Source organism: Terasakiella sp. 4MB5A (genome assembly GCF_050058155.1).
Taxonomy (GTDB): Bacteria; Pseudomonadota; Alphaproteobacteria; order Rhodospirillales; family Terasakiellaceae; genus Terasakiella; species Terasakiella halodenitrificans.
The window spans coordinates 2,672,288-2,695,652 of record NZ_CP188815.1; the positions used below are offsets into that span (position 1 = coordinate 2,672,288).

Annotated in this window: 21 protein-coding genes; 14 read left to right on the forward strand and 7 right to left on the reverse strand. The window is 46.8% G+C overall.

Annotated features, from left to right (window positions below):
• Positions 1–21: 21 nt before the first annotated feature.
• Together ACI0FF_RS12495 and ACI0FF_RS12500 are read left to right on the forward strand one after the other, a co-directional pair.
• Positions 22–1,758 (forward strand): PHA/PHB synthase family protein, encoded by a 1,737-nt coding sequence (locus ACI0FF_RS12495; RefSeq protein ID WP_419797147.1) that lies wholly within the window; start codon positions 22–24, stop codon positions 1,756–1,758.
• Positions 1,759–1,896: 138 nt separating this feature from the next.
• Complete coding sequence (locus ACI0FF_RS12500) at positions 1,897–3,750, forward strand: putative bifunctional diguanylate cyclase/phosphodiesterase (RefSeq protein WP_419797148.1); 1,854 nt, start codon at positions 1,897–1,899, stop codon at positions 3,748–3,750.
• Here ACI0FF_RS12500 and ACI0FF_RS12505 read toward each other — a convergent pair.
• Both ACI0FF_RS12505 and ACI0FF_RS12510 read right to left on the reverse strand, forming a co-directional pair.
• Positions 3,747–6,941 carry an efflux RND transporter permease subunit gene (locus ACI0FF_RS12505; protein ID WP_419797149.1) on the reverse strand — a complete coding sequence of 1,065 codons (3,195 nt, stop codon included), beginning with the start codon at positions 6,939–6,941 and terminating at the stop codon, positions 3,747–3,749. The genes ACI0FF_RS12500 and ACI0FF_RS12505 overlap by 4 nt on opposite strands.
• Complete coding sequence (locus tag ACI0FF_RS12510; RefSeq protein WP_419797150.1) at positions 6,938–7,903, reverse strand: efflux RND transporter periplasmic adaptor subunit; 966 nt, start codon at positions 7,901–7,903, stop codon at positions 6,938–6,940. Before ACI0FF_RS12510 ends, ACI0FF_RS12505 begins: the two co-directional genes overlap by 4 nt.
• Positions 7,904–7,965: 62 nt before the next feature.
• On the opposite strand from ACI0FF_RS12510, the gene ACI0FF_RS12515 reads away from it, so the two are divergent.
• Together ACI0FF_RS12515 and ACI0FF_RS12520 are read left to right on the forward strand one after the other, a co-directional pair.
• On the forward strand, positions 7,966–8,292 hold the full coding sequence (locus ACI0FF_RS12515; protein ID WP_419797151.1) for an ArsR/SmtB family transcription factor: 327 nt from the start codon (positions 7,966–7,968) through the stop codon (positions 8,290–8,292).
• Positions 8,282–8,485 (forward strand): YgaP family membrane protein, encoded by a 204-nt coding sequence (locus tag ACI0FF_RS12520; RefSeq protein WP_419797152.1) that lies wholly within the window; start codon positions 8,282–8,284, stop codon positions 8,483–8,485. Before ACI0FF_RS12515 ends, ACI0FF_RS12520 begins: the two co-directional genes overlap by 11 nt.
• Positions 8,486–8,499: 14 nt before the next feature.
• Here ACI0FF_RS12520 and ACI0FF_RS12525 read toward each other — a convergent pair whose 3' ends face one another.
• Together ACI0FF_RS12525 and pdxH are read right to left on the reverse strand one after the other, a co-directional pair.
• Positions 8,500–9,414, reverse strand: coding sequence for a cation diffusion facilitator family transporter (locus tag ACI0FF_RS12525; RefSeq protein ID WP_419797153.1), 915 nt, complete (start codon positions 9,412–9,414; stop codon positions 8,500–8,502).
• 26 nt (positions 9,415–9,440) lie between these two features.
• Positions 9,441–10,025, reverse strand: a complete 585-nt coding sequence (gene pdxH / locus ACI0FF_RS12530) for a pyridoxamine 5'-phosphate oxidase (RefSeq protein ID WP_417820472.1) — start codon at positions 10,023–10,025, stop codon at positions 9,441–9,443.
• Between the two features lie 98 nt (positions 10,026–10,123).
• On the opposite strand from pdxH, the gene ACI0FF_RS12535 reads away from it, so the two are divergent.
• From ACI0FF_RS12535 to ACI0FF_RS12550, 4 genes are all read left to right on the forward strand, one after another.
• Positions 10,124–10,606 (forward strand): RT0821/Lpp0805 family surface protein, encoded by a 483-nt coding sequence (locus tag ACI0FF_RS12535; protein WP_419797154.1) that lies wholly within the window; start codon positions 10,124–10,126, stop codon positions 10,604–10,606.
• Positions 10,607–10,667: 61 nt separating this feature from the next.
• Positions 10,668–11,633, forward strand: a complete 966-nt coding sequence (locus ACI0FF_RS12540) for a DnaJ C-terminal domain-containing protein (RefSeq protein ID WP_419797155.1) — start codon at positions 10,668–10,670, stop codon at positions 11,631–11,633.
• Between the two features lie 71 nt (positions 11,634–11,704).
• Positions 11,705–12,523, forward strand: coding sequence for a PDZ domain-containing protein (locus tag ACI0FF_RS12545; protein ID WP_419797156.1), 819 nt, complete (start codon positions 11,705–11,707; stop codon positions 12,521–12,523).
• On the forward strand, positions 12,523–12,969 hold the full coding sequence (locus tag ACI0FF_RS12550) for a YaiI/YqxD family protein (protein ID WP_417820476.1): 447 nt from the start codon (positions 12,523–12,525) through the stop codon (positions 12,967–12,969). Before ACI0FF_RS12545 ends, ACI0FF_RS12550 begins: the two co-directional genes overlap by 1 nt.
• Before the next feature lie 7 nt (positions 12,970–12,976).
• Here ACI0FF_RS12550 and ACI0FF_RS12555 read toward each other — a convergent pair whose 3' ends face one another.
• Both ACI0FF_RS12555 and ACI0FF_RS12560 read right to left on the reverse strand, forming a co-directional pair.
• Positions 12,977–13,927 (reverse strand): ABC transporter substrate-binding protein, encoded by a 951-nt coding sequence (locus tag ACI0FF_RS12555; RefSeq protein ID WP_419797157.1) that lies wholly within the window; start codon positions 13,925–13,927, stop codon positions 12,977–12,979.
• An 85-nt stretch (positions 13,928–14,012) separates the two neighbouring features.
• Complete coding sequence (locus ACI0FF_RS12560) at positions 14,013–15,200, reverse strand: YihY family inner membrane protein (RefSeq protein ID WP_419797158.1); 1,188 nt, start codon at positions 15,198–15,200, stop codon at positions 14,013–14,015.
• A 198-nt stretch (positions 15,201–15,398) separates the two neighbouring features.
• On the opposite strand from ACI0FF_RS12560, the gene fabI reads away from it, so the two are divergent.
• The 6 genes from fabI (at position 15,399) to ACI0FF_RS12590 (ending at position 22,378) form a co-directional block, all read left to right on the forward strand.
• On the forward strand, positions 15,399–16,208 hold the full coding sequence (gene fabI, locus ACI0FF_RS12565) for an enoyl-ACP reductase FabI (RefSeq protein WP_419797159.1): 810 nt from the start codon (positions 15,399–15,401) through the stop codon (positions 16,206–16,208).
• 20 nt (positions 16,209–16,228) lie between these two features.
• Positions 16,229–17,302 carry a chorismate synthase gene (gene aroC, locus ACI0FF_RS12570; RefSeq protein ID WP_419797160.1) on the forward strand — a complete coding sequence of 358 codons (1,074 nt, stop codon included), beginning with the start codon at positions 16,229–16,231 and terminating at the stop codon, positions 17,300–17,302.
• A gap of 5 nt (positions 17,303–17,307) precedes the next feature.
• Positions 17,308–18,432, forward strand: coding sequence for an NnrS family protein (locus ACI0FF_RS12575; protein WP_419797161.1), 1,125 nt, complete (start codon positions 17,308–17,310; stop codon positions 18,430–18,432).
• 101 nt (positions 18,433–18,533) lie between these two features.
• On the forward strand, positions 18,534–20,477 hold the full coding sequence (locus ACI0FF_RS12580; protein WP_419797162.1) for a hypothetical protein: 1,944 nt from the start codon (positions 18,534–18,536) through the stop codon (positions 20,475–20,477).
• A 130-nt stretch (positions 20,478–20,607) separates the two neighbouring features.
• Positions 20,608–21,180 carry a peroxidase-related enzyme gene (locus ACI0FF_RS12585; RefSeq protein ID WP_419797163.1) on the forward strand — a complete coding sequence of 191 codons (573 nt, stop codon included), beginning with the start codon at positions 20,608–20,610 and terminating at the stop codon, positions 21,178–21,180.
• 259 nt (positions 21,181–21,439) lie between these two features.
• The gene (locus ACI0FF_RS12590; RefSeq protein ID WP_419797164.1) at positions 21,440–22,378 is read left to right on the forward strand and encodes a nucleoside recognition family protein; all 939 of its coding nucleotides are present in this window, start codon (positions 21,440–21,442) and stop codon (positions 22,376–22,378) included.
• Here the strand turns inward: ACI0FF_RS12590 and ACI0FF_RS12595 are convergent.
• Positions 22,375–23,331: a hypothetical protein gene (locus tag ACI0FF_RS12595; RefSeq protein ID WP_419797165.1), complete on the reverse strand. Its 957-nt coding sequence runs from the start codon at positions 23,329–23,331 to the stop codon at positions 22,375–22,377. The genes ACI0FF_RS12590 and ACI0FF_RS12595 overlap by 4 nt on opposite strands.
• Positions 23,332–23,365 lie beyond the last annotated feature (34 nt).

Below are 23,365 nucleotides of genomic sequence, written 5' to 3' on the forward strand. Positions count from 1 at the left end.
TCAGCTTAAAGAGTATTTACCATGACACGCATGTCCGTTCCAAACGTTAAGAACAGTATCGATCGCGCCATTCATGCCGTTGAGGGACGCATGACCAACGGCCTGTCGCCCGCCTCCATCATGGTGGCCTACTTCGACTGGTTGGTCCATATGGCCCATTCACCGGGTAAAGTCAGCGAAATGTCTGAAAATTTTGCCCGCAAAACAGTCGATTTTAATATCTGGGCGGCCCGTGCCACGATGGATCCTGATCTGCCAGATTTTATTCAACCCTTGCCGGAAGACCGTCGTTTCCGTTCTGAAGAATGGAAAAAATTTCCCTTTAATGTCATCGCCCAAGGTTTTCTGTTGAAAGAACAATGGTGGCATTACGCAACAATGGGAATTCCCGGTGTATCCAAACACCATGAAAGCATGGTGCATTTCGGTGCCCGTCAATGGCTGGATATTATTTCTCCGACAAACTTTTTTGCAACCAACCCGCATGTTCTGAAAACCACAGTCGAACAAGGGGGGCAAAACCTTGTCAAAGGCGCTGAAAACTTCTGGAATGAAGTCATGCGCAACATTGTGGACGAACACAATACCGCCGATAGTGAATATAGCGTCGGCAAGAATCTTGCTGTTACCAAAGGTAAAGTTGTTTATCGCAACCGTCTGGTCGAACTGCTCCAGTATGAACCCACCACCAAAAAAGTCGATGCAGAACCCGTGCTGATCGTACCGGCATGGATTATGAAATATTATATTCTTGATCTGTCCCAATATAATTCATTGGTGAAATATCTGGTCGATAAGGGACATACTGTCTTTATGGTATCCTGGCATAACCCGACGGCCCAAGATCGTGATCTCGACATGGAAGATTACGTCACACAAGGCGTTATGGAGTCTTTAAAAGCGGTTACAACTATTGTGCCGGATCAAAAAGTCCACGGCGTTGGCTACTGTCTGGGCGGTACCCTTCTTACCATCGCCGCTGCTGCAATGGCGCGGGACGAAGATGACCGTTTCAAAACCATCACCCTATTCACCACGCAAACCGATTTCAGCGAAGCTGGTGAATTGATGTTGTTTATCGACGAAAGCCAGATTTCCTACATGGAAGACATGATGTGGGATCAGGGCTATCTGGATACCAAACAGATGTCCGGTGCCTTCCAGCTGTTACGTTCTTTTGATCTTGTATGGTCAAAAATGGTATCGGAATATCTGCTTGGCGAACAACCGCGCGTCAACGATTTAATGAGCTGGAACGCAGATGCAACCCGTATGCCTTACAAGATGCACACACAATATCTGCGTCGTCTGTTCCTTGATAACGACTTAGCGGCCGGACGTTTTGAAGTTGGCGGCAAACCCATTGCCGTCTCCGATATCCGGACCCCTATTTTTGCAGTTGCCACAGGGAAAGACCATGTGGCCCCGTGGAAATCTGTTTATAAAATCCATCAACTGGTCGATACCGATGTGACCTTTGTTCTAACCAACGGCGGACATAATGCCGGAATTGTAAATGAACCGGGCCACCCACGTCGCCATTATCAGATTGGTACCAAACTGGATAACGACAAATTCGTCCCGCCTGCAGAATGGGCAGAACGCCACCCTGTTGTCGAAGGATCCTGGTGGGAACCGTGGGAAGCATGGTTGACAGAACATTCATCCGGTAAAGTAACCCCACCTCAGGTCGGTACAAAGGGGGGGGATTACGACCCCATTTGCGAGGCACCTGGCACCTATGTATTTGAAGAATAATTAAGTTCTTCCTTTCCCTCCATCTCAATAAAAAAAGCCCTTTGCGAACATCTTGCAAAGGGCTTTTTTATTTCCTTGAAGTTACATGAATTAAAAACAATATAAACAAAGTAGATATAATTCCGGGAAAGAAATGCCATGCAATACAGCCCAGAAAAACATGACAAAGCCACCCTTTTCAATCATATGCAGGCCTTTCGAACCTTATCGCGCAGTCCTGCCGTTTTGTGCGGAGACCTTTATCATGCAATGGAAGATATCGTTCATACCCTAACACAGGCCCTTCCCCATGCACGGATCGGTATCTGGACTGTAGACGAAACACAAAAAGGTCACTGGCAATGCCTTGCATCAAACGAACCGGCACAACCTTTTCTAAAAAGTGCGGAACTTTGCGACCTGATAGATATATTGGATCGAGAATTTATTTATACCGTGGACAATACCGTCACGTTGCCCAAACGCAGTCTCGCCCCCTTACATTTTTTTGATCGTCCCATTTGTGCACAACTTTGTGCTGGCATTCAAATTGATGCGCAAACCAAAGGGATTGTCTGTTGTGAATTCGAACATACCGCGCACCGATGGTCGATTGATGAGATTTATTTTACGGAATCCATCGCCAATTTCACCTCCCTCTTTCTTAGTGATTATAACCGGCGTCGAGCGGAAATGAAATTATTTGACGCCATGTGCAACGACCGTCTCACCGGGTTGGCCAATGCCTCCCATTTTATTCAAACATTGAAAAGCAAAATTGAACAACGTGGTGAAACACCCCTTCTGCTCGCCTTGCTGGATATCCGCGGATTTCGTCACATTAACGACATTCACGGTCACGATTTTGGTGATGAAATTCTAAAAAAAATGGCGATAGAACTGACACGGCGTTTACCCGATGCCTTGATCGGTCGAACTGCCAGCAACGAATTCATTATCGCGCGTCATATTGAAGACATTGAAGTTCTCACCCATACCAATAACGAACTTACACACCTACTCCAATGCGATTTACAAATCCGAGACGAACATATAACGCTTGAATCTTCAATCGGGACGGCGCTTTATCCCGATAATGCAACACGCATCAAAAGTTTGATCCGCAAATGTGATATTGCCTTGTTCAAAGCAAAAGAAACCTCGCGTGCCGGATTTATCACCTATAATGCACAATTAGGGCATGACTACGTTCAGCATATTCATCTCAAAAAACGCCTTAAGGCAGCTATTCAAGACAAAACCTTCGTCAATTACTATCAACCGAAAATCAATCTTGCAACGCATGCCATCACATCTGGTGAAGTTCTTATTCGTTGGCAAGACAAACATGGTAAATTTGTCCCGCCTTCCGACTTTATCCCCATTGCAGAACGAACCGGCATGATCAACGCCGTTGGACATCTTGTGCACAACAACATATGCAACGATCTGAACTTAATCCATGATTTCAATCGCTGTCACCATACCCTTGCGATTAACGCCAGTGTTCACGAATTACGCGACCCCAATTACGTCGATCATTTACTGGATTGCACACAAATCTGCTGTCTTCACCCAAACCAGTTTGAGATCGAAGTCACGGAAAGCACGTTTCTGGATGAAGATTACATCACCCACAACAATTTAAAACGCCTGCAACGACAAGGGTTTTCACTGGCTTTGGATGACTTTGGAACGGGGTATTCGTCCCTGTCTTACCTCAAACAAGTACAATTTGATACGATCAAAATTGACCGTAGTTTTGTTAAAAATATCCACCAATGTCCACAAAACCGTGAAATCACTACTTCACTGATTAAGCTCTTTCACACGATGGGCTGCAAAGTGGTCGCCGAAGGTGTTGAAGAAGTTGAGGAAGCTCGTGTATTACGCGACCTAGACTGCGATTTCGCCCAAGGCTTTCTTTATGCCAAACCCATGAAGATTGACCACTATACTCAATACCTTGATTGCTCGCCTCTCTCCCCAAAACCTCTTGTTTATGAAATTTAATTCATCTCTCGCCCATCATCGCGTAATACGACATAAATCGCAGGGATAACCAACAACGTCAACGCAGTTGAGGAAAACAGACCGAACACCAGCGATATAGCCAGACCCTGAAAAATCGGATCGGCGAGGATAAAGGCTGCCCCAATCATAGCTGCCGCAGCTGTCAGGAAAATTGGCTTGAACCGGATCATACCAGCTTCCAACAAAATATTGCGCAACGGGCGACCATCATTAATTCGATGCCGAATGAAATCCACCAACAAGATGGAATTTCGTACAATAATCCCCGCTAATGCAATAAAGCCGATCATAGATGTTGCCGTAAATGGCGCAGAAAACAACCAGTGCCCCAGTACAATCCCGATCAAAGTCAACGGCACCGGAACAAGGATCACCAACGGCAACCTGAAACTCCCGAATTGGCCGACAACCAACAGATAAATCGCCAGAATAGCCACCCCAAAAGCAGCGCCCATATCGCGAAAGGTCACATAGGTAATTTCCCATTCCCCATCCCACAAAAAGGTCACGTCATTTTCATTGGCAGGCTGTCCGTGGTATTTCAGGGCAACGGATCCCAGTTCTCCCCAATCTGCCTGCTCAATGGCCTCTTCCACCGCAAACATCCCATATATCGGAGCTTCATAACGTCCTGCCAGTTCAGCTGTGACCATTTCCAAGGCATAGCCATCACGTCGGAAAATAGGATAGGATGCTTTTTCACGCACAATCTGTACAACTTCGCCCAGTTCCACATTACCGGACGCCGACGGGATGGGGGTTGATAACAGGCGTTGTGACATATACAGGTCTTCTTTGGGCAGGCGTACCATAATTTCCATCGGATCAGTGCCTTCCCCGCGATGGGAATATCCGACACGCACCCCACCCAACAGCGCTGCGAGTGTGTCATAAACGGCTTCTTGTTCAACCCCATGATATTCAAGGCGCTGCTGGTCAATTTCCAAACGCAGACGGTCGCTGGGCACGCCGAAACTGTCATCTACATCTACGATAAAATCAATCTCTTTAAAAATTGCGCGCAATTTACTTGCCGCCTCGCGCCGGGTTTGTCCATCCGGTCCGTAAACTTCGGTCAATAAAGTCGCCATGACAGGTGGCCCCGGTGGGACTTCGACCACTTTCAACGATGTACCGTCCGGTGTGTTCACATTTTTCAGGCGGTCACGGACTTCCAATGCAATTTCGTGGCTTTCACGATCTCGGTCATGTTTGGGCCGTAAATTAAGCTGAACATCACCCAATTCAGGTTTATCACGCAGATAATAATGGCGCACCAACCCATTAAAGTTAAAGGGCATGGACGTTCCGACATAAGCCTGCATATTCAGCAATTCAGGAATATCTTTTAACTGTTCGGCAACGTCATGTGCAACACGGTCCGTCATTTCCAAACTGGCCCCTTCGGGCAGATCAATTACCACCTGAATTTCAGATTTATTATCAAACGGCAACAGTTTGACAGTTACGCTTTTGGTATAAAATAACCCGCAAGCCGCAATTGTCGCCACCCCGACAATGATCAGCAGCTTTTTCGATTTGCTGCGATCTTCAATGATGGGACGGGCAAAGCGTTCGTAAAAACGCCCCATCTTACCCCCATCCAGATCATGAGCGTGACTGCCTTCTTCCAGCATACGACCACGCAATAACATCAACAACCACGGTGTTATGATCACAGCGACAAAGAAAGAAAACAACATCGCCGCTGAAGCATTAGCCGGGATCGGGCTCATATACGGCCCCATCAGACCGGAGACAAACATCATCGGCAACAAGGCGGCAACAATGGTCAAGGTTGCGATAATTGTCGGGTTTCCGACTTCTGCCACCCCTTCAATTGCCGCTTGTAACGGGGGGCGTCCGTCTTTCATATTCCAATGCCGTACGATGTTTTCAACCACAACAATGGCATCATCGACCAAAATCCCGATAGAAAAAATCAGGGCAAACAGGCTGACCCGGTTAATCGTATAGCCCATCAGGTAAGAGGCAAATAACGTCAACAAAATCGTTGTCGGGATAACAACCGCAACCACGACCGCCTCGCGCCAGCCAACCGTAAAGAAGATCAGGATCACAATAGAAACGGTTGCCAGCCCCAAATGGAACAGCAATTCATCCGCTTTTTCCGTTGCCGTCTCACCATAATTTCGGGTGACATCCACATTGATATCTGCGGGAACAAGTTTCCCCTGTACTGTTTCAAGACGTTTTAGGATACCCTCTGCCACAAAAACCGCATTGGCCCCTTGACGTTTGGCAAAAGCCAATGTAACAGCGGGTTTGCGCACCAGCGTTCCATCATCGCGTTTTTCCATCTGCCAGACACGTTTTTCTTCTTCACGCGCACCGACAACGACAGAAGCCACATCTTTAATATAAACAGGACGACCATCATGACTGGTCAGCAACAACAATCCAACATCCGGTATGCCTTGCAACGTTTGCCCGGCAACAACAGGCACAGATTGATTGGCCTCGCGTAGGCGACCGATCATAAAAGAACGGTTGGCATGCTGAATTTTTTCGATCAACTGGTTCAAGGAAATACCGTAAAGCGCCAGTTTTTCCGGGTCCGGTTCCACCCTGATTTGATCCGCACGTCCCCCAACGATATAACTGAGGCCCACATTATCAACCTTGACCAATTCATGCTGCAACTCATCAGCCAGAGTATGCAAACCATTATCTGTCCAACGTTCTGCAACCTCGTTTTTCGGGGAAAGGGTCAAGGTGACAATCGCCACATCATTAATGCCACGCCCAACGATCAAGGGTTCCGGTATTCCTAAAGGCAACCGGTCCAGATTTGCCCGAATATTTTCATGAACACGTAAAATGGCGTCATCTTCGCTGGTGCCGACTAAAAAACGTGCCGTTACAACAACCTGATCATCTTGTGTTTGGGAATAGACATGTTCAACGGCATCAATCCCTTTGATAATATCTTCCAACGGTTCACTGACCAGTTCGACCGCATCTGCGGCTTTCAATCCATTTGCGGAAACCAGAATATCCACCATCGGAACGGAGATTTGCGGTTCCTCTTCACGTGGTAGCATAACCAAAGCCACCATACCGACAACCAACGAAGCGAGTAATAACAGGGGCGTCAAGGGTGATGTAATGAACACCTTGGTAATATAACCGGAAATGCCGAGCTTCATAGCTGCCCCCCGATCAACATATCACCATCTTGCAAGCCGGATAAGATCTCGATTTTATCCCCAATGTGACGGCCCGGCTGTACGACAATTTCGCGATTACCTTCCAACACGACAAAATACAAACCATATCGGGTAAAGACAAAGCGTTGCGGGACCAGATACGTTGCACGTTTCCCTGTCGAGACATAAACGCGGATGCGTTCTCCGATAAAATAATCCCCCAATCCGGCGACTTCCACATCTGCGACCACACGCCCATTGCGCATTTCCGGGTAAACTTGACGCACAACACCTTGACTTTCCTCGACGGCGGCCTGCGTTATAGAAACCAGATCACCTTTACGGATAAAGCGGGCATGACGTTCCGGGACTTCAATGCGTAAAATATAAGTTTCATCGGCGATATTGGCGATTGCTTCGCCCGGCATCACAACCACACCTGTTGTCACATTGACGCGAATAACCCGCCCATTGGATGGCGATAAGACGGATCCTTCGCGTTCACGCTGCAAGATCAATTCCCGGTCACTTTCCATCGCTTTCAGGTTTTTTACCACCACATCCAGATTGGTGCGTGCTTCATCCAATTTGGCTTGCGAACCGGCCCCGGTTTTGCGCAATCGCTGAGCACGATCCAGCCCGATTTCCGCCAGTTTACGTTCCGCCTGCAAGGATGCCCTTCGTGCTTCTAGCGCCTGTTTTTCAAGATTGATTTTTTCATCTACCACGCGAGCAATGATCTGCCCGGCACGAACAGCACTGCCTTCATCAACAAGAAGTTCAACAATGGTTCCACCGATACGCGCACGCGCCGGTGTCATATCGACTGTTTGCACCGTTGCCAACACGGCTTTTCTATCATTGATTTCTTCACGGGCAACCGCATAGCTTTCTTGTGCAAAAACAGAAGAAATTTGCAGAGTGCCCACAACAACCAAACTGATAGCGCCAAACCATTTCATCGAAAAACTCCTTGATACAAATCGTATTGACAAATGTATCACAGATAGCTAAATTAGCAACTATGAATATTGATGTTTTTAAAGATAAAGCGATTGCCGCATCAGAGTTGCTCAAAATCATGGGCAGTGAACGACGCTTGATGATCCTGTGCCAATTGGGCAGAGGGGAAAAATCGGTCGGGGAATTAGAAAGCCTGATTGGTTTGAAACAATCTGCCCTATCACAACATCTTGCAAAACTCAGAGCACAGAAACTGGTCAAAACCAGACGAGAGTCTCAAACCATTTTCTATTCGCTGGCTTCTCGTGAAGTCGAACAGATTATCATGACCTTATACGGGCTTTATTGCCCAACGGATCAAAATGAGGATATATCCAATGACGATTGATCGCCTTGTAATGGCCTTTGCCGGCGGCGTTATCCTGCTGTCGCTTGCCTTGACTTTTTTTGTCCACCCCAATTTCTGGTGGCTGACAGCCTTCGTCGGGGCCAACATGTTTCAAGCTGCCTTTACAGGTTTTTGTCCCTTGGCAAAAATATTGAAAAAATTTGGCGCACAGCCCGGTGCAGCTTTCAACTAGGCCACAACATATCTTTAACGGGCAAAATTCGGGGTATCTTCTTCGATATCGTGGGGATCCTGATGGATCAGGATTTCCGCGTCCGGGTACAATATGCGCAAAGACGCCGCAACTTCGTCTGCGATTTCATGACAATCACGCAATGCCATGTCCCCATCCAGTTCCAAATGCAATTGAATAAACTGTTGTGGCCCGCTGGAACGTGTTCTTAAATCATGCATTCCATTGACCTTGGCATGAGCACGAACGCATTTTGCAATTTCCTTACGCTCTTCGTCAGGAAATTCCCGATCCATCAACAGATCAAAGGCATCCATTGCAATTTCGCGCACACTCCACAAAATATAAGCGGCAATCACCCCGGCGATCAGTGGATCAAACCACAACCATCCCGTATAGGCCGAAACCAGTAGCGCCACAATAACACCCGCATTCACCAGAATATCGGTCATATAGTGCAAGGAGTCCGCAGAAACCGCCACAGAACGGGTTTTGCGTACCACGTAACGTTGAAAACTGACCAACCCGATTGTCAATACAATCGACAACACCATGACCACAATGCCCATATCACTGTTTTCAATGGCGCGCGGTTGGATAAATCGACGTCCGGTTTCCACAATCAAAAACAAGGCAGAGGCAAAAATAAAGCCCGACTGCATCAACCCGGCCAAAGGTTCTGCCTTGCCGTGACCAAAACGATGTTCGCGGTCCGCAGGTTGCAAGGCATAATGAACGGCAATCAAGTTGACCAATGACGCCCCGACATCCAGAACAGAATCAATCAAAGTCGACAACAGACTGACAGAATCCGTTGCCAGCCATGCGTAAAACTTCACCACAATCAGGATTGAGGCCACAGCCACGGACGCATAGGTCGCCAGACGCATCAAGCGCGGTTTATTCAGTTCTTCCGGGCTGATATTCACAATTCAATGGCCTTATCTGATTTTAATTAAGGGAATAAGCGCACCACGTCCCAGCCGTCATCTTTCATTTTATAAACAATACGGTCATGGAGTCGAAATTTTTGATCCGCCCAAAATTCAATTTGGCGTGGTTTAAGGCGGAAACCGGACCAAAAATCCGGGCGTGGAATTTCACCGATACCGAATTTCGCTGTATATTCAGCAACGCGTTTTTCCAGTTCCCAGCGCCCTTCCATTTCTTGTGATTGTTTAGACGCCCACGCCCCGATACGGCTGACACGCGCACGGCTTTGAAAATAAGCATCGGCCTCTTCTGCACTGACAGGTTCGATAGAACCTTCGACGCGGACCTGTTTGCGCAAGGATTTCCAATGCAAACACAAGGCTGCATTCGGGTTTTCATGTAATTCACCCGCTTTACGACTGCCAAGGTTGGTATAAAAGACAAACCCTTTATCATCAGCCCCTTTTAACAAAACCATACGGACAGAAGGAATGGCATCCTTGGTTGCCGTTGCCAAAGACATCGCAGTCGGGTCATTGATTTCAGTTTTTTCGGCCTCTGCCAGCCACTCATGGAACAAAGAAATGGGATTAGGGCTTTGCGTCACGGCTTTACTGTCCTAAATTATAAGAAACGATTAAAGGGTTCGCCCCTAATGAACGTCTTAGATAGGCGTTTGTCAACCCGCATGAAAGGTTAAAGATCATGTCTGTTTCCAAATTTGCTTGTGCAATTGCCGCCGTTTCCATGCTTGGTGCCTGTCAAACAACAATGGAAGACAATCCGAAACAAACCGTCGGCACCATCATCGGTGCGGTCGGCGGTGCCGTAATCGGGTCCAACCTTGGTAAGGGAAAAGGCAGTCTTGTCGGTGTCGCACTGGGCACATTAGCGGGCGCATGGCTTGGTAGTTCCATCGGTCAATCCATGGACGAGCTGGACCGTATGAAAATGGCAAACGCCACACAGAACGCACTGGAACATAAATCCGTTGGACAAACATCCACGTGGTCCAACCCCGACACGGGCAATTCCGGTCGCATTACCCCGACAAAAACCTATTACGAACCGGGCGCAAAAGAACCGTGCCGCGAATACAGCAACACAGTCACCATTGACGGTCAGCTTGAAACCATAACCGGGACAGCCTGCCGCAGACCGGACGGAACATGGCGAACCGTTGACTAAAGTCGCAGAGCAGATTATTTATGCGCGAAAAATAAGCGGCATTACAGGATAGAGTCCGACGATGAAAGACCCATATAGAGTTCTTGGTATCCCCAAAGATTCAACAAAAATCGATATCAAAGCAGCCTATCGTAAACTCGCACGCCAAAATCATCCTGATTTGCACCAGGGCGACACCAAGGCCGAAGAACGTTTCAAAGAAATTCAGGCCGCCTATCAATTGCTGTCCGATGATGATAAACGCAATCAATATGATCGTGGACAGATCGATGCCGAAGGCAATCCGACCTTTCGTTCTGGTGGTTTTGGCGGGCAACGTCGCGGCGGCAATGCCGGCGGGTTTGGCGCGGGTGGCTTTCACGATATATTCAAGGATTTTGCCAATCAGGCCCGTGGACAAAAAGCCAAGGAAGACCCCTTCGCCGATTTAGGGCGCGGGTTCGGTGGCGGCTTTGATTTTGGTGGCGGCTTCGGCGAAGAAACCCATCCGCAAAGAAAAGGGGCAACGGTCAATTGCTGGCTGGAACTGACTTTTTCTGAGGCCGCACGCGGGTGTAAAAAAACAGTGCGCTTGCCCACCGGAAAAGAACTGAGTGTCAACGTCCCAGCCGGTTTTGAAGATGGTCAATCTTTGCGACTAAAAGGCCAAGGCATGCCGGGCCTGAACGGTGCGCCCAGTGGCGATGCAATGGTCGAAATTCACATCAAGCCGGACCCAATGTTTTCGCGCAAAGGCAACGATATCCATCTTGATTTACCGATTACCGTCCCCGAAGCGATCATGGGGGCAAAAATCGAAGCCCCAACCATCGATGGTCCTGTGCATGTCAAAGTCCCAGAACATGCAAATTCCGGTACAACCCTGCGCCTGCGTGGCAAAGGCATCAAAGCAAAAGATGGCACACGCGGCGACCAATATGTCAAATTACGCGTCATGCTGCCGGAAAAATCCGATAAAGAATTTATTGAATTCGTCAAAGGCTGGGCAGAACGCAAACCTTATAATGTGCGTGCAAAAAAATCCTGATTTTTCTTTAGGTTTTAAGCAGCCATCTGTATGCTTCCATAAGTTAGTTAATAAAACGATGGATCGGTTTGATGCGCGCACTTTTTTCAATATTTTTACTTTTGGCGTTATCCGCCTGCGTCAATAATTTTGACAAGTATTATACCGCAAACGGCACAACGCCAACACCATATAACACGCTCCCCCCTTCTGGTGAGATCAAGATTATTTCGGTCTCTCAAAAAAAAGGGAAAGAGACACTCTATAAAATGCTGGAAAATGGATACAGCTATATTGGAAACTCCAGTTTCAATGGAGAACTTGGTGACAAGGCCCAATTAAAGACAGTTGCGAAGAAAGTCGGTGCCGAACTGGTCGTTTATGCAACAGCCATGACGGACAAAGAATCCAAAACCTTCGCATTATCGACACCGGATACGCAAACAACCTATCATTCCGGCAGCTTTAACGATTATTCAAGCGGTTATTCACCGACATATTATTCCGGGACAAGTACAACATACACGAAAAAAACAACCTACATCCCCTACACCGTCACTAACTATGACCAAGAGGCCATGTTTTTCGCCAAAAAACGCCCTGGTGGACTGGGGTTATATGTCCGCGACCTGACCAAAGAACAACGCAAACAGGTCAATAGCAATATGGGCGCTTTTGTAACGGTTGTGGTTAAAGATTCTTCTGCCTTTCGCGCCAATATCATGCAGGACGATATCCTGCTGGGTATCCGCGAAGTTCCCATTAAAGATGCCCAGCATTATGTCGAACTTGCCCGAAAGGAAATCGGGCAAAAGAAAGTTCCCATTACGTTTTGGCGAGATGGTGAAATCTACACACTTTACGTCGATATTGACGACTACGACTTTTCTGATTTAAAACCTCAATCCTGATGGTTGAAATTTATGTCGATGCAGATGCCTGTCCGGTAAAGGATGAGGTTCTTAAAGTGGTTGCAAGACGAAATGTCAAAGTGCATTTCGTCTCTAACCAATGGCTTCGCTTGCCACAAAGCACACTGATCAACATTGTGGTCGCCCCGCAAGGCCCTGACGAAGCCGACAACTGGATCGCAGAACATATTCAAGAGAACGATATCTGCATCACAGGGGATATTCCGCTGGCTGATCGTTGCATCAAAAAAGGGGCCGATGTCCTTGGACATAACGGCAAAACCTTTACACCGGACAGTATCGGGATGGCACTTGCCACACGGGATTTAATGACCCATCTGCGCGACATCGGTGAAATTGACGGGGGCGGCAATCGCCCCTTTTCAAAGAATGATCGCTCGCGTTTTTCCAGCACACTGGATACGTTGGTTCAAAAACGGCTTTAACGCGCGATTATTCCTGCCAGATAAATCCATCAAATGTATAGATTTCAGGGAAAATGCCGATTTCATAATACAACTGCGCAATTTGGCGAAATTTATCCGCCGTCACATTGCCCAAATCAACCCCGTCTTTATACGCCAACTTGCGCAATTCCTGCCCTTCAAAGATTAAACTTTCAACCGATTTATTCTGTCCGTTGTAGCTTTTCTTTATAACCTGAACCGTTTCTTCAATATGATTAAACGCATAAGCCCAACCCATCAATGAAGCTTCACGAAAGGCTTTTACGCGTTTAGGATTTGCACGAATTTCATGTTCGGATGTAAACAGTAAATCACCATAAAAAGCCTGCCCATAATCTTTCGGGGCAAAACCATTAAAGGCTATCCCTTTTTCTTTCAAAAGAAAGGGTTCATTTGAAATATAACACGCCATTGCATCGGTATGACCTAATATTAAATCATCCAGATTATAGCTGTGCTTTTGACGGATGATATCAAAGGCACGCACCCCTTCTTGCTGCAACATGCCCATTGTAGCCGCAGCCCCTAATTCATCAGGGGTAATCATGATCTTTCGTCCGATCAAATCGGATATATTTTCAATCCCCGTATCTTTTCTTGTTAAAAGAACAGAAGGTGTATCCTGAAAGATCGCAGCCAGTACGACAACGGGTTTGCCTTGGACACGTGCCGCCAACAACGAAGACCGCCCCGTTCCGTAGGTTGCTTTTCCCGTTAAAACCTGTGTGACGACATCATTAGATTCAAAAGTAAACGGCTGTATGGAAACCTCCAGTCCATAATCGTTATAGAACCCTTTTTCCTTCGCCATATAATATCCGGCAAATTGAAATTGATCTAACCACTGGAGTTTCAAGCTCACTTTTTCATAGGCATAGACTGTTTGAGTTTGCAAAAGAAAGACAAACAACAGCACCAAGGTCCGTTTTAAACGCATTTCATTTTCTTCGACGCAATGTTCCTTTTGATTATTATAAAGATGAACTAAACCCAACCAAAAATCAACATAACTAAATGGGAAATCAATCCATAATATCGTATAATGTTTTCTCCATCGCTTTCATGCGAGCCATTTCTGCCTCTTTAAGAGCTTGAGAGGCTCGCGCCCCGATAGATGGATTTTCAAGATCCAATCCCAAGACAGTGTAGAGCTCATTCAATTGCGCATTTTGCAAATCACGAGCCAGCACCCATTTATCATCCTGACTTAAAGCCACAAAACCAGCCTTTTTCAAGGCTTTCATCACAACAGAGGCCACATGCGTCCCTAATTCCCGGTTTAATATTTTATCCGATAATGCGCCGCCTTTGACGTGCTGTTCTTTTAAAAGACGCAACGCATGCAACGCCGCCGCCATTTTGTCCGACGGTGAAATAATCTTTCCATTACGAAAAGCATTTCTTCCCCAGTCTTCCAACGTCGCCGTCAATAACGCCCCAATCAAGACCACCGCCCATGTGAGATACATCCAGATGAGAAAAATGGGGATTGTTGCCAAGACGCCATAGATCGCCTGATAGGACGGAAAATGAGAAACATAAAGCCCAAATAATTTCTTTAAAACCGCAAAAAAGAAACCCGCTGTCACCCCCCCGATAATGCCGTTTCGAAAAGAAATTGTCCGATTGGGCACAAAAACATAGAAAAAAGTCAACGCCGCCATCATCATTACATTAGGTAGGATCACACTGGCAAACGACGATACATTGATCCCGCCGACACCGCTGACATCCACCCAATTGGTCAAGGCATAAAAGTATGTCGATAAGGACAAACTGGCCCCCATTAACAGCGGCCCCAATGTCATCAAGGCCCAAAACATCAACAAACGCGAAACAAAGGGTCTTTTTTCACGCACCCTGAAAATTCGGTTCATGGCATCTTCGATTGTGGACAGCAACATAATCGCCGTCACGCCTAAACCAACGATGCCTACCGTTGTCATACCGCCTGTTTTTTCAGTGAAGGTTTGCAGATATTTTGCAACCGCATCCCCAGCTGCGGGGACAAAGTTCTCAAACACATAAGCTTGTAACTGATGCTGCACCCCATCAAAGGCAGGAAAGGCCGCAAAAATCGCAAAACTGATCGCCATCAACGGCACCAGTGATAACAAAGACGTATAACTCAACGATGCCGCAATACGCAGACATTGGTCTTCCCCGAAGCGACGCAGGATCAATGACCAGATTTGTGCAAGATTTGTCATATCAAACGACATTTTTTTAGAAGCGCCCATTTTTTGTTACCGACTGTTACTAAAAACTTTAAAATTGTGACGAGAGAATTCTTTCCCCTTTGCTGATAATATCCTATACAAAGTTCAAAGAATTATTGAAGCTTTCTTTGAAAAAAGGCTAAAAGAGCTTCAATTATCATAGTTACAGAAGTTTGAAGTGAGGATGTCATGACTGTGCCTGCGCTTATGGCTGGTAAAAAAGGCCTGATTATGGGAGTCGCCAACGAGCGTTCAATCGCTTGGGGCATTACAAAAGCACTGAGAGAACAAGGTGCGGAACTGGCTTTCACCTATCAAGGCGATGCGTTGCTCAAACGCGTTGCCCCCTTGGCCGAGTCTGTTGGTTCTAACATTATGCTGCCGTGCGATGTCACTGATCAAGACAGTATTGATGCTGTTTTCGATACACTTGAAGAAAAATGGGGCAAATTGGACTTTGTCCTCCATGGAATCGCCTATTCCGATAAATCGGAACTCAAAGGCCGCTACGTGGATACAAGCCGCGACAACTTCCTGCAAACAATGGATATCTCGTGTTTCTCTTTCACAGCTGTTGCCAAACGTGCCGCCGCCATGATGAATGAAGGCGGGGCGCTTGTGACCCTGACCTATTATGGATCGGAGCGCGTCACCCCGCATTATAACGTCATGGGCGTTGCCAAGGCTGCGTTGGAAGCATCCGTTCGCTATCTGGCAGAAGACCTTGGCAAAGATAAAATTCGTGTCAATGCCCTGTCTGCCGGTCCGATGAAAACACTGGCGGCCAGCGGGATTGGCGATTTCCGCTACATCCTGAAATGGAACGAGCTAAACTCCCCACTTCGTCGCAACGTCACCTTGGAAGACGTTGGTGGTGCCGGCCTTTACCTGCTGTCCAACCTGTCTTCCGGTGTCACAGGTGAAACCCACCACGTTGATTGCGGTTATCACATCGTCGGGATGAAGGCGGTGGACGCCCCCGATATTGCGACTTCTTAAACGATCAAAAGGCCAAATAAATGTCCGGTAACCGTTTCGGTCACGTTTTCAGCTTCACCACTTTCGGCGAAAGCCACGGTCCCGCCATTGGCTGCGTTGTCGATGGGGTTCCCTCGCAAATTGAATTGAGCGAAGAAGACATTCAGGTTTGGCTGGAAAAACGTAAACCCGGCACCAGCCGTTTTACCACACAACGCAAAGAACCGGACGAAGTTCGCATTCTCTCTGGTGTGTTTGAAGGTAAAACAACCGGCACATCCATTGGTCTGGAAATCATCAATACGGATCAACGATCCAAAGACTACGGCGAGATCAAAGATAAATTTCGTCCCGGTCACGCCGATTATACCTATTGGGAAAAATACGGTATCCGCGATTACCGTGGTGGTGGCCGATCCAGTGCACGCGAAACCGCCATGCGGGTCGCTGCCGGGGCTATTGCACGCAAAGTCTTGGGTGACGCGATCGACATTAAAGGCTATCTGGTTCAAATCGGCCCCCATAAAATTGATCGTACCCGCTTTGACTGGGCAGAAATTGACAACAACCCCTTCTTCTGCCCCGACCCGGTTATGGCAAAAGATTGGGAAACCTATCTGGATGGCATCCGCAAGGACGGTTCCTCCATCGGGGCGGTTCTTGAAATCGTTGCCAAAGGCGTTCCCGTTGGTTGGGGGCAACCGGTTTATGACAAACTGGATGCAGATCTCGCCAAGGCTATGATGTCGATCAATGCGGTCAAAGGTGTCGAAATTGGTGACGGTTTTGATGCCGCTAGCCTGAATGGTGTAGAAAATGCCGACGAAATCCGCATGGGGAAAGATGGCAAACCTGTTTTTCTATCCAACCATGCAGGTGGGATCTTGGGCGGTATTTCCAGCGGACAGGACATTGTTGTACGTGTGGCCATTAAACCCACCAGCTCCATTCTGGTGGAACGTAAAACCATCGACATTCACGGTAACGAATGTAACCTGATCACCAAAGGGCGCCATGATCCTTGCGTCGGTATTCGCGGTGTGCCTGTGGCCGAAGCCATGATGGCCTGCGTTCTGGCCGATCATATGATGTTGCACCGCGCCCAGCAGGGTTAAGTCCTGTGGCTGGGGCGGGCCTTTTTCAAAAAACGCGACAGGCCTATCGCCTGTTCTACCCGTTGGCGGCACTCCACGCTGCGCTTTCCATTCCCCTCTGGATCATCAGTTATCTGGGGCTTGTGGACTTGAGCCTAAGTGCACAGGATCATGCCCATGAGATGATTTTCGGTTTTGCACTTGCCGTTATGACCGGATTTTTGCTGAACGGTGTCAAAAAGATTAATCTGGTCTTTTTAACTGTCCTGTGGATGGCGGGGCGGATCGCTTTATTTTTTCCAGACCTCCCCGCTTTACTCACGGCAGCCCTTTATATTTCCTTCCCGGTTTTACTCGCTATACTGGCCGCTGTTCCGTTATTCAAGAATGCGAAAAGCTGGCGAAACCTTGCCTTTGCCCCCATTTTAACCGCCTTTAGCATCGGTGAGACTCTTTTTCAACTCGGACGAATGAACATCTGGGACTTAGGCGAAGAACGCAGCTTGATCTTTGGGCTCAATCTGATTTGTGCGATGGTTTATATGATGGGTGGGCGTGTGGTCACCGCTGTCACCAATGGGGCAATACAGGCCTTTGATGATCATTTAAAACCCGGTGCGCAATCCTATTGGGAAGAAAAGGGATTTTTCGCTCTCCTCGCCCTTGTGGTTGGCGACTTAAGCGGTCTGAATTTTCTCTCTGTCGCGGGTGGCCTAGCCTTAAGCTTTTGTCTCATCATGCGTCTTTACCACTGGCAGGTCTTCCGCCTTTGTCGCAACCCGCAATGTCTTTGGCTTCATATCGGATTTACATGGTTGTTGATTGGGATTGTCTTGCGCACAATGGGGCAAGTTTTAAATGCTCCCTATTCCATTTTAGGCATTCATACAATTACCATTGCTGCCCTTGGCACCTTGATCCTAACCATTATGTGTCGCACCACTCAACAACGTCTGCGCATAAAAATCCATATTCCGCCTGCTTTGCTATGGATGCTCGCATTCTTAAATCTTTCCGTTGTCACCCGCTTACTGATGGAAATTGTTGATATAGCCCCTTGGGCCTTGATCTCTGCTGCATCCTATAGCATTGGGTTCATCTTATTCTTTATCTGGATCATGCGGCAATTTTCCCTAAACTCTCCCAAGTAAACCAGCCCTACTAAAACACTTATAAATAGAATAACAATGATGTATAATTGTATAATAATTATAAAAAACATCATTTGGAAATAAAGGTTAGGGAGCGAAAAATGTTGCGAAAAGCATTACTTCGCAATAGTGCTATTTGTACTGTTGCATTTTATCTATCTGGTTGTGCTCTGTTTGAGCCTGTCGACACACCTATTTCAAAAAATTTAGACCTGTTGTCAAATACACCAAGTCCTGCACACCTCATTTGCACGAACACATCATTATCCACCGATCAACTCTCCTTAAATGATTTTTACCACACGGATAGCTGTCTCGCTTTTGCCGATACACTGATTGCCTGGAAAAGCTATCGCGATGCGGCTGATGATTTGACAAATGCACAATCTATGTTGAATGTCGGGGTTTTGGGTTTAGCCGCCGCAACGATTTGGGCTGCAGTCACAGAAACTTCAACGGACAATATCGCACGATTTGGCATTGGTTCTGCCGTTCTTTATTCAGGCTCGCGCATCCTTGCCCCGGAACAACGCCGAAAAATTTATCGAACGGGGGCCAAGGCTGCTGCCTGCATCATGCGTCGGGCAAATGGGTTACTCACGGACCCTGTTGTACCTTACTATGCAAAAATTAATGCGCTCTATAATGAATATTCAACTCTTTACAGACAAATCATTGATTTTCAAAAAGAATATGGTTCTATTGAAATTCCTGAAAAACCACATTTGACAGTAAACACCACCAATCGTTCGAAAATTCAAAGTAGTCACATACTGAATAACGGAAACGAAAACGCAAACGGTTTTGTTCGTCCTCCCAAAACAAACAAAAGCAATTCCTCCGACTCGAAAGACGATCCAAGATTACTTAAAGAAGAATACGCCCAAAAACTTCATGCATTCATCTCTGCAACTGAAATTTCCAAACTAACCGATAAAACACGCACAATTGAGATTGAACTCCTAAAACTCAGACAGACCTTTGACAGTAACCAAAGCATTATTAATCAGCATAAAGACAAGCTCTCTAAAGCCGCGGCAGAGATTACTCAAAAATTGATCGAATTGGATGACAATATTCGCGAATTGCTTGATGAAACCTTGCCAAACCCAAGCACCATTTTTGACACAGTTCAGCAAAGCTCAATGCGCTATCTTGGTGATGCCACACCGCTTTATGGTTTGGTCAGCCAACAGATAAATGCAAGAGAAGTTTCGCCTCCTGCCCCCCTTGTTTCTGCAGAAAATATATTTACCCCCAATAGCTTACTTGACGTCAGACAACCCATTCACCCTGATCAAACAAAAATTGATGCCGAAGTTGCCAATAAAGTTCAGCAAGATTTGACCCCGATTCACCATCACATTACAACCTTGGTTGAAACTCATAATTTACTGAAAAATCGTATTGCCAATATTCAAGACGGACTCGCAAATGCTCTTAAGAAATCGGCCCCCTTTAACTTTGCGGATTGTGAAAACCTTGGCGGACCAAAGGCCTTAACCTTGTCAGAAAAAGAAATCAGCCTTGTGGTTGGTGAGACACGCTACATTTCTGTATTTGGCGGTAAATCACCTGTTCGCACCACCATGACCAAACGCCCAAGCGGGCTCACTTTCCAACGCAACGTCAATCGTGATGGCGATACAGAGTTTGCCGTTACATGGAAGGGCAATCGAAACGATTATGGCACATACCCGGTGCATATCTTTGATGATCGCGGCGCAAACGATACCCTAAACGTTAAACTTGTTGCCGGGATTAGTATGAGCGTAACGCCTGAAAGCCTGACACCTGCCAATAATAGCTTCACTCTTTCTATCAATGGTGAGCCAAACACCGAATACAAGCTGCATTATCAAGGAACAATAACACCAGCACCAACAGTGACAACAGGTCAATCAAAGGTGGAAATCGACACACACAAACAGGAATTTACAATCACAAACTTAGATAAATACCCAGACCAAACAACCCTAGCCTTTGTTCTGGTCAGCGATAAAGGCCACAGTGCGGCTTTTCAACTCATTGTAAATCCTAAATAATTTTTACCCGGCATAGATTGATTATGCCGGGTATTATTTTTTTATTTTCTTTTGTCTGACAAATATGATAATAAAGTTGTTCATATAACAAACAATATGTAAACCAAACATTAAGTAACAGGAGGAAAGCATGCCGCAACCCGATCATATCGTCAAAGTTGCCCTGCCCGACCAAACAAAGCTAGATGAGGACATTCAGGCGTATTTCGCAAAATGTGAAGAAAAACTGGGAATGGTGCCCAACGTTCTGCGGGCCTTTACATTCAATGCCGATAAATTTCGCACCTTCAGTAAATTCTACAATCAATTGATGCTGGGCGATTCTGTTTTAACCAAATTGGAACGCGAGATGATTGCTGTTGTCGTATCCAGTTGCAATCGTTGTTATTATTGCCTCGTTGCCCACGGTCAAACAGTGCGCGAACTCTCAGATGACCCACAACTGGGTGAAATGCTAGTGATGAATTATAGAATCGCAGAGCTTGATAAAAAACAGCGTACAATGCTCGACTATGCATGGAAATTAACAGATACTCCCCATGACATATGTGATGAGGACCGTACGGCTCTTAAACAAGCGGGATGGGAAGACGATGCCATTTGCGACATTACGGATGTGACGGCATTTTTCAATTATACCAATAGGATGGCACACGGTTTGGATATGATCCCCAATCCTGAATACCATGCCCTCTCACGTTAATTAAGCTCGACTACCTTCTGTCATAGGATCGTAACTTATAATTATTACAATTTATATTGACAGAGTAGGAGAGTCGGATTAATAATGACCTCACTAAGTTGATGATATCTGATTTCATTATGAATGAAGATTGAGACAGCCACGTTTCCTACCGTTCCGGGCGACTTCCCCCCCTGTTCCTACCCCCACGCCCGGGACGGTTTTTCTTTTTCCCATTTTCTGATACATAGAAGCCCAAACTAATAAGGGCTATATTGCTATGAGCGAATTTGCTTCCATTATTCTTTATGCAGGACGCGCTGGAGTTGAACTCGCGCTTTTTGTTTTGCTGCCTGTCATGATCGTAATGCTGAGCGTCATGCGTCTATTGGAAGCCAAAGGTCTGTTAGACCGTTTCGTCGCAATCGTCGCCCCTATGTTGCGTCCCTTTGGGTTACCCGGCCTTGGCGTCTTTGCCATGATACAGGTTCTATTTGTCAGCTTTGCAGCCCCTATGGCCACGCTGGCTATGATGGATAAAGGCGGCTCACCACGGCGGCACATTGCTGCAACGCTGGCCATGGTGCTGGGAATGGCACAGGCCAATGTGGTCTTCCCAATGGCGGCCCTTGGCCTGAATGCGCCGATCACAATGGGCGTTTCTGCTATATGTGGCCTCATTGGTGCAGCCTTAACTTACCATGTATTCGCCCGGAATTTACCGGATCGCGACGATGACAACCCCATGATCGTCAAACATAAAGACGCCGATGGCCCCAAAGGCGTCCTTGATGTCATTAACAAGGCCGGTGCTGAAGCCTTAAAAATCACCGTCGGTGCAATTCCGATGCTGGTGCTTGCCCTTGTCTTTGTGTCCATTATGCGCGAAGCCGGTGTGATGACCTTTCTTGAAGAAATTCTCACCCCGCTGCTGAATACCTTAAATTTACCCGGCGGCGTCATCATGGCGACCATCAGTAAATATATTGCAGGCGGAACCGCAATGATGGGGGTCATGAAAGAGTTTTTAGATCAAGGCCAGGTCAGCATTCAAGAATTTAACCGATTGGCAGGCTTTCTCATTCACCCCTACGATGTCGCAGGGATTGCGGTTCTCATTTCTGCGGGGCAACGGGTTGCAGAAGTTTTAAAACCCGCTTTGCTCGGTGCTGCAATCGCCATTATATTGCGTAGCCTCATACACGGTTTTCTCTTTTAAACTGAAAGATTAACCGAAAGCTGAACTGTAAGAACATCACTTTGTAAGCTTGATAGTTCCGTATCAACATCGCGCAATGACTTTTCGGCAGACTTTACATCATCGTTGTCCTTGCCCTTTTCTTCCAATTCCAACTGCTGTTTCACCAGTTCAATAAGCGCCTTTAATTGGCCTTTAACTTTTCGAACTTCATTCATAAAATCCCGATCTTCTTGTGTGCGCGACAACTGCTCTGCTTGTTTTTGGGTAATCCCCATCAATTCAGCTTTCAGTTTTTCTTTCTCTGCTGGTTGCCCCTGCGCAGTATCTTGAGAAGAAGCATTTTTGCCTTCTTCACCTTGTGATGTTGTCGGAACAGCATTCGCACTCGATACGGTTTCCATCCCCCCCGTTGGTACAGCTTGCGCCTGAGCGCCCCCAGCATTCCCGCTTGCGCTTGATGCCACAGCGGTTTCAGTCCCCATACCAGTCGATACAGAACTGGATGTACTCGCACTACCATATGCCTTAACAGCAGCAGCCAGCTCCTTCGATAACTGCGCAAGACGTCGGGCAACTGCTTTGGGGTTGATACGTGCCATCATCATCAACATGGCAATTTCTTGCTTGATTTGTTCAATTTTCTGCCGTGCCCGCTCTTTTTCCGCTTCACGGGCATTTTCAACAGCCGTGCGCATTTTTTTCAGGGCTTCACTTTCAGAACGGCGTTGATCATCAAGCTTTTGCACCAGTTTGGCATCTTCCAATGCCTGTTTTATTTTTTTTACGATTGCGTCTTCTTCATTCAGACGAGCAATCACGTTCGCTGCCTTGTCAAATTGGCGCTTGGATATATGATCTGAAATTAAAGAAAGGGTCGAGGCAAAATCGTCATTCCCCTTATTGGAAAGACGCGTGTTTGTTCGCGCATCCCCTGCCAATGCAGAGAGCGCATTTGTCGCTACCATATTCATAATTTTCTCCTTTCTGGAGCCTTCGATGAATTCT

Excerpts from the sequence above, each read along its gene's own strand:
- ACI0FF_RS12495 (WP_419797147.1), top strand. The coding sequence starts at position 22 with ATGACACGCATGTCCGTTCCAAACGTTAAGAACAGTATCGATCGCGCC.
- ACI0FF_RS12500 (WP_419797148.1), top strand. The coding sequence starts at position 1,897 with ATGCAATACAGCCCAGAAAAACATGACAAAGCCACCCTTTTCAATCAT.
- ACI0FF_RS12505 (WP_419797149.1), bottom strand. The coding sequence starts at position 6,941 with ATGAAGCTCGGCATTTCCGGTTATATTACCAAGGTGTTCATTACATCA.
- ACI0FF_RS12510 (WP_419797150.1), bottom strand. The coding sequence starts at position 7,903 with ATGAAATGGTTTGGCGCTATCAGTTTGGTTGTTGTGGGCACTCTGCAA.
- ACI0FF_RS12515 (WP_419797151.1), top strand. The coding sequence starts at position 7,966 with ATGAATATTGATGTTTTTAAAGATAAAGCGATTGCCGCATCAGAGTTG.
- ACI0FF_RS12520 (WP_419797152.1), top strand. The coding sequence starts at position 8,282 with ATGACGATTGATCGCCTTGTAATGGCCTTTGCCGGCGGCGTTATCCTG.
- ACI0FF_RS12535 (WP_419797154.1), top strand. The coding sequence starts at position 10,124 with ATGTCTGTTTCCAAATTTGCTTGTGCAATTGCCGCCGTTTCCATGCTT.
- ACI0FF_RS12540 (WP_419797155.1), top strand. The coding sequence starts at position 10,668 with ATGAAAGACCCATATAGAGTTCTTGGTATCCCCAAAGATTCAACAAAA.
- ACI0FF_RS12545 (WP_419797156.1), top strand. The coding sequence starts at position 11,705 with ATGCGCGCACTTTTTTCAATATTTTTACTTTTGGCGTTATCCGCCTGC.
- ACI0FF_RS12550 (WP_417820476.1), top strand. The coding sequence starts at position 12,523 with ATGGTTGAAATTTATGTCGATGCAGATGCCTGTCCGGTAAAGGATGAG.
- ACI0FF_RS12555 (WP_419797157.1), bottom strand. The coding sequence starts at position 13,927 with ATGCGTTTAAAACGGACCTTGGTGCTGTTGTTTGTCTTTCTTTTGCAA.
- ACI0FF_RS12560 (WP_419797158.1), bottom strand. The coding sequence starts at position 15,200 with ATGACAAATCTTGCACAAATCTGGTCATTGATCCTGCGTCGCTTCGGG.
- fabI (WP_419797159.1), top strand. The coding sequence starts at position 15,399 with ATGACTGTGCCTGCGCTTATGGCTGGTAAAAAAGGCCTGATTATGGGA.
- aroC (WP_419797160.1), top strand. The coding sequence starts at position 16,229 with ATGTCCGGTAACCGTTTCGGTCACGTTTTCAGCTTCACCACTTTCGGC.
- ACI0FF_RS12580 (WP_419797162.1), top strand. The coding sequence starts at position 18,534 with ATGTTGCGAAAAGCATTACTTCGCAATAGTGCTATTTGTACTGTTGCA.
- ACI0FF_RS12585 (WP_419797163.1), top strand. The coding sequence starts at position 20,608 with ATGCCGCAACCCGATCATATCGTCAAAGTTGCCCTGCCCGACCAAACA.
- ACI0FF_RS12590 (WP_419797164.1), top strand. The coding sequence starts at position 21,440 with ATGAGCGAATTTGCTTCCATTATTCTTTATGCAGGACGCGCTGGAGTT.
- ACI0FF_RS12595 (WP_419797165.1), bottom strand. The coding sequence starts at position 23,331 with ATGAATATGGTAGCGACAAATGCGCTCTCTGCATTGGCAGGGGATGCG.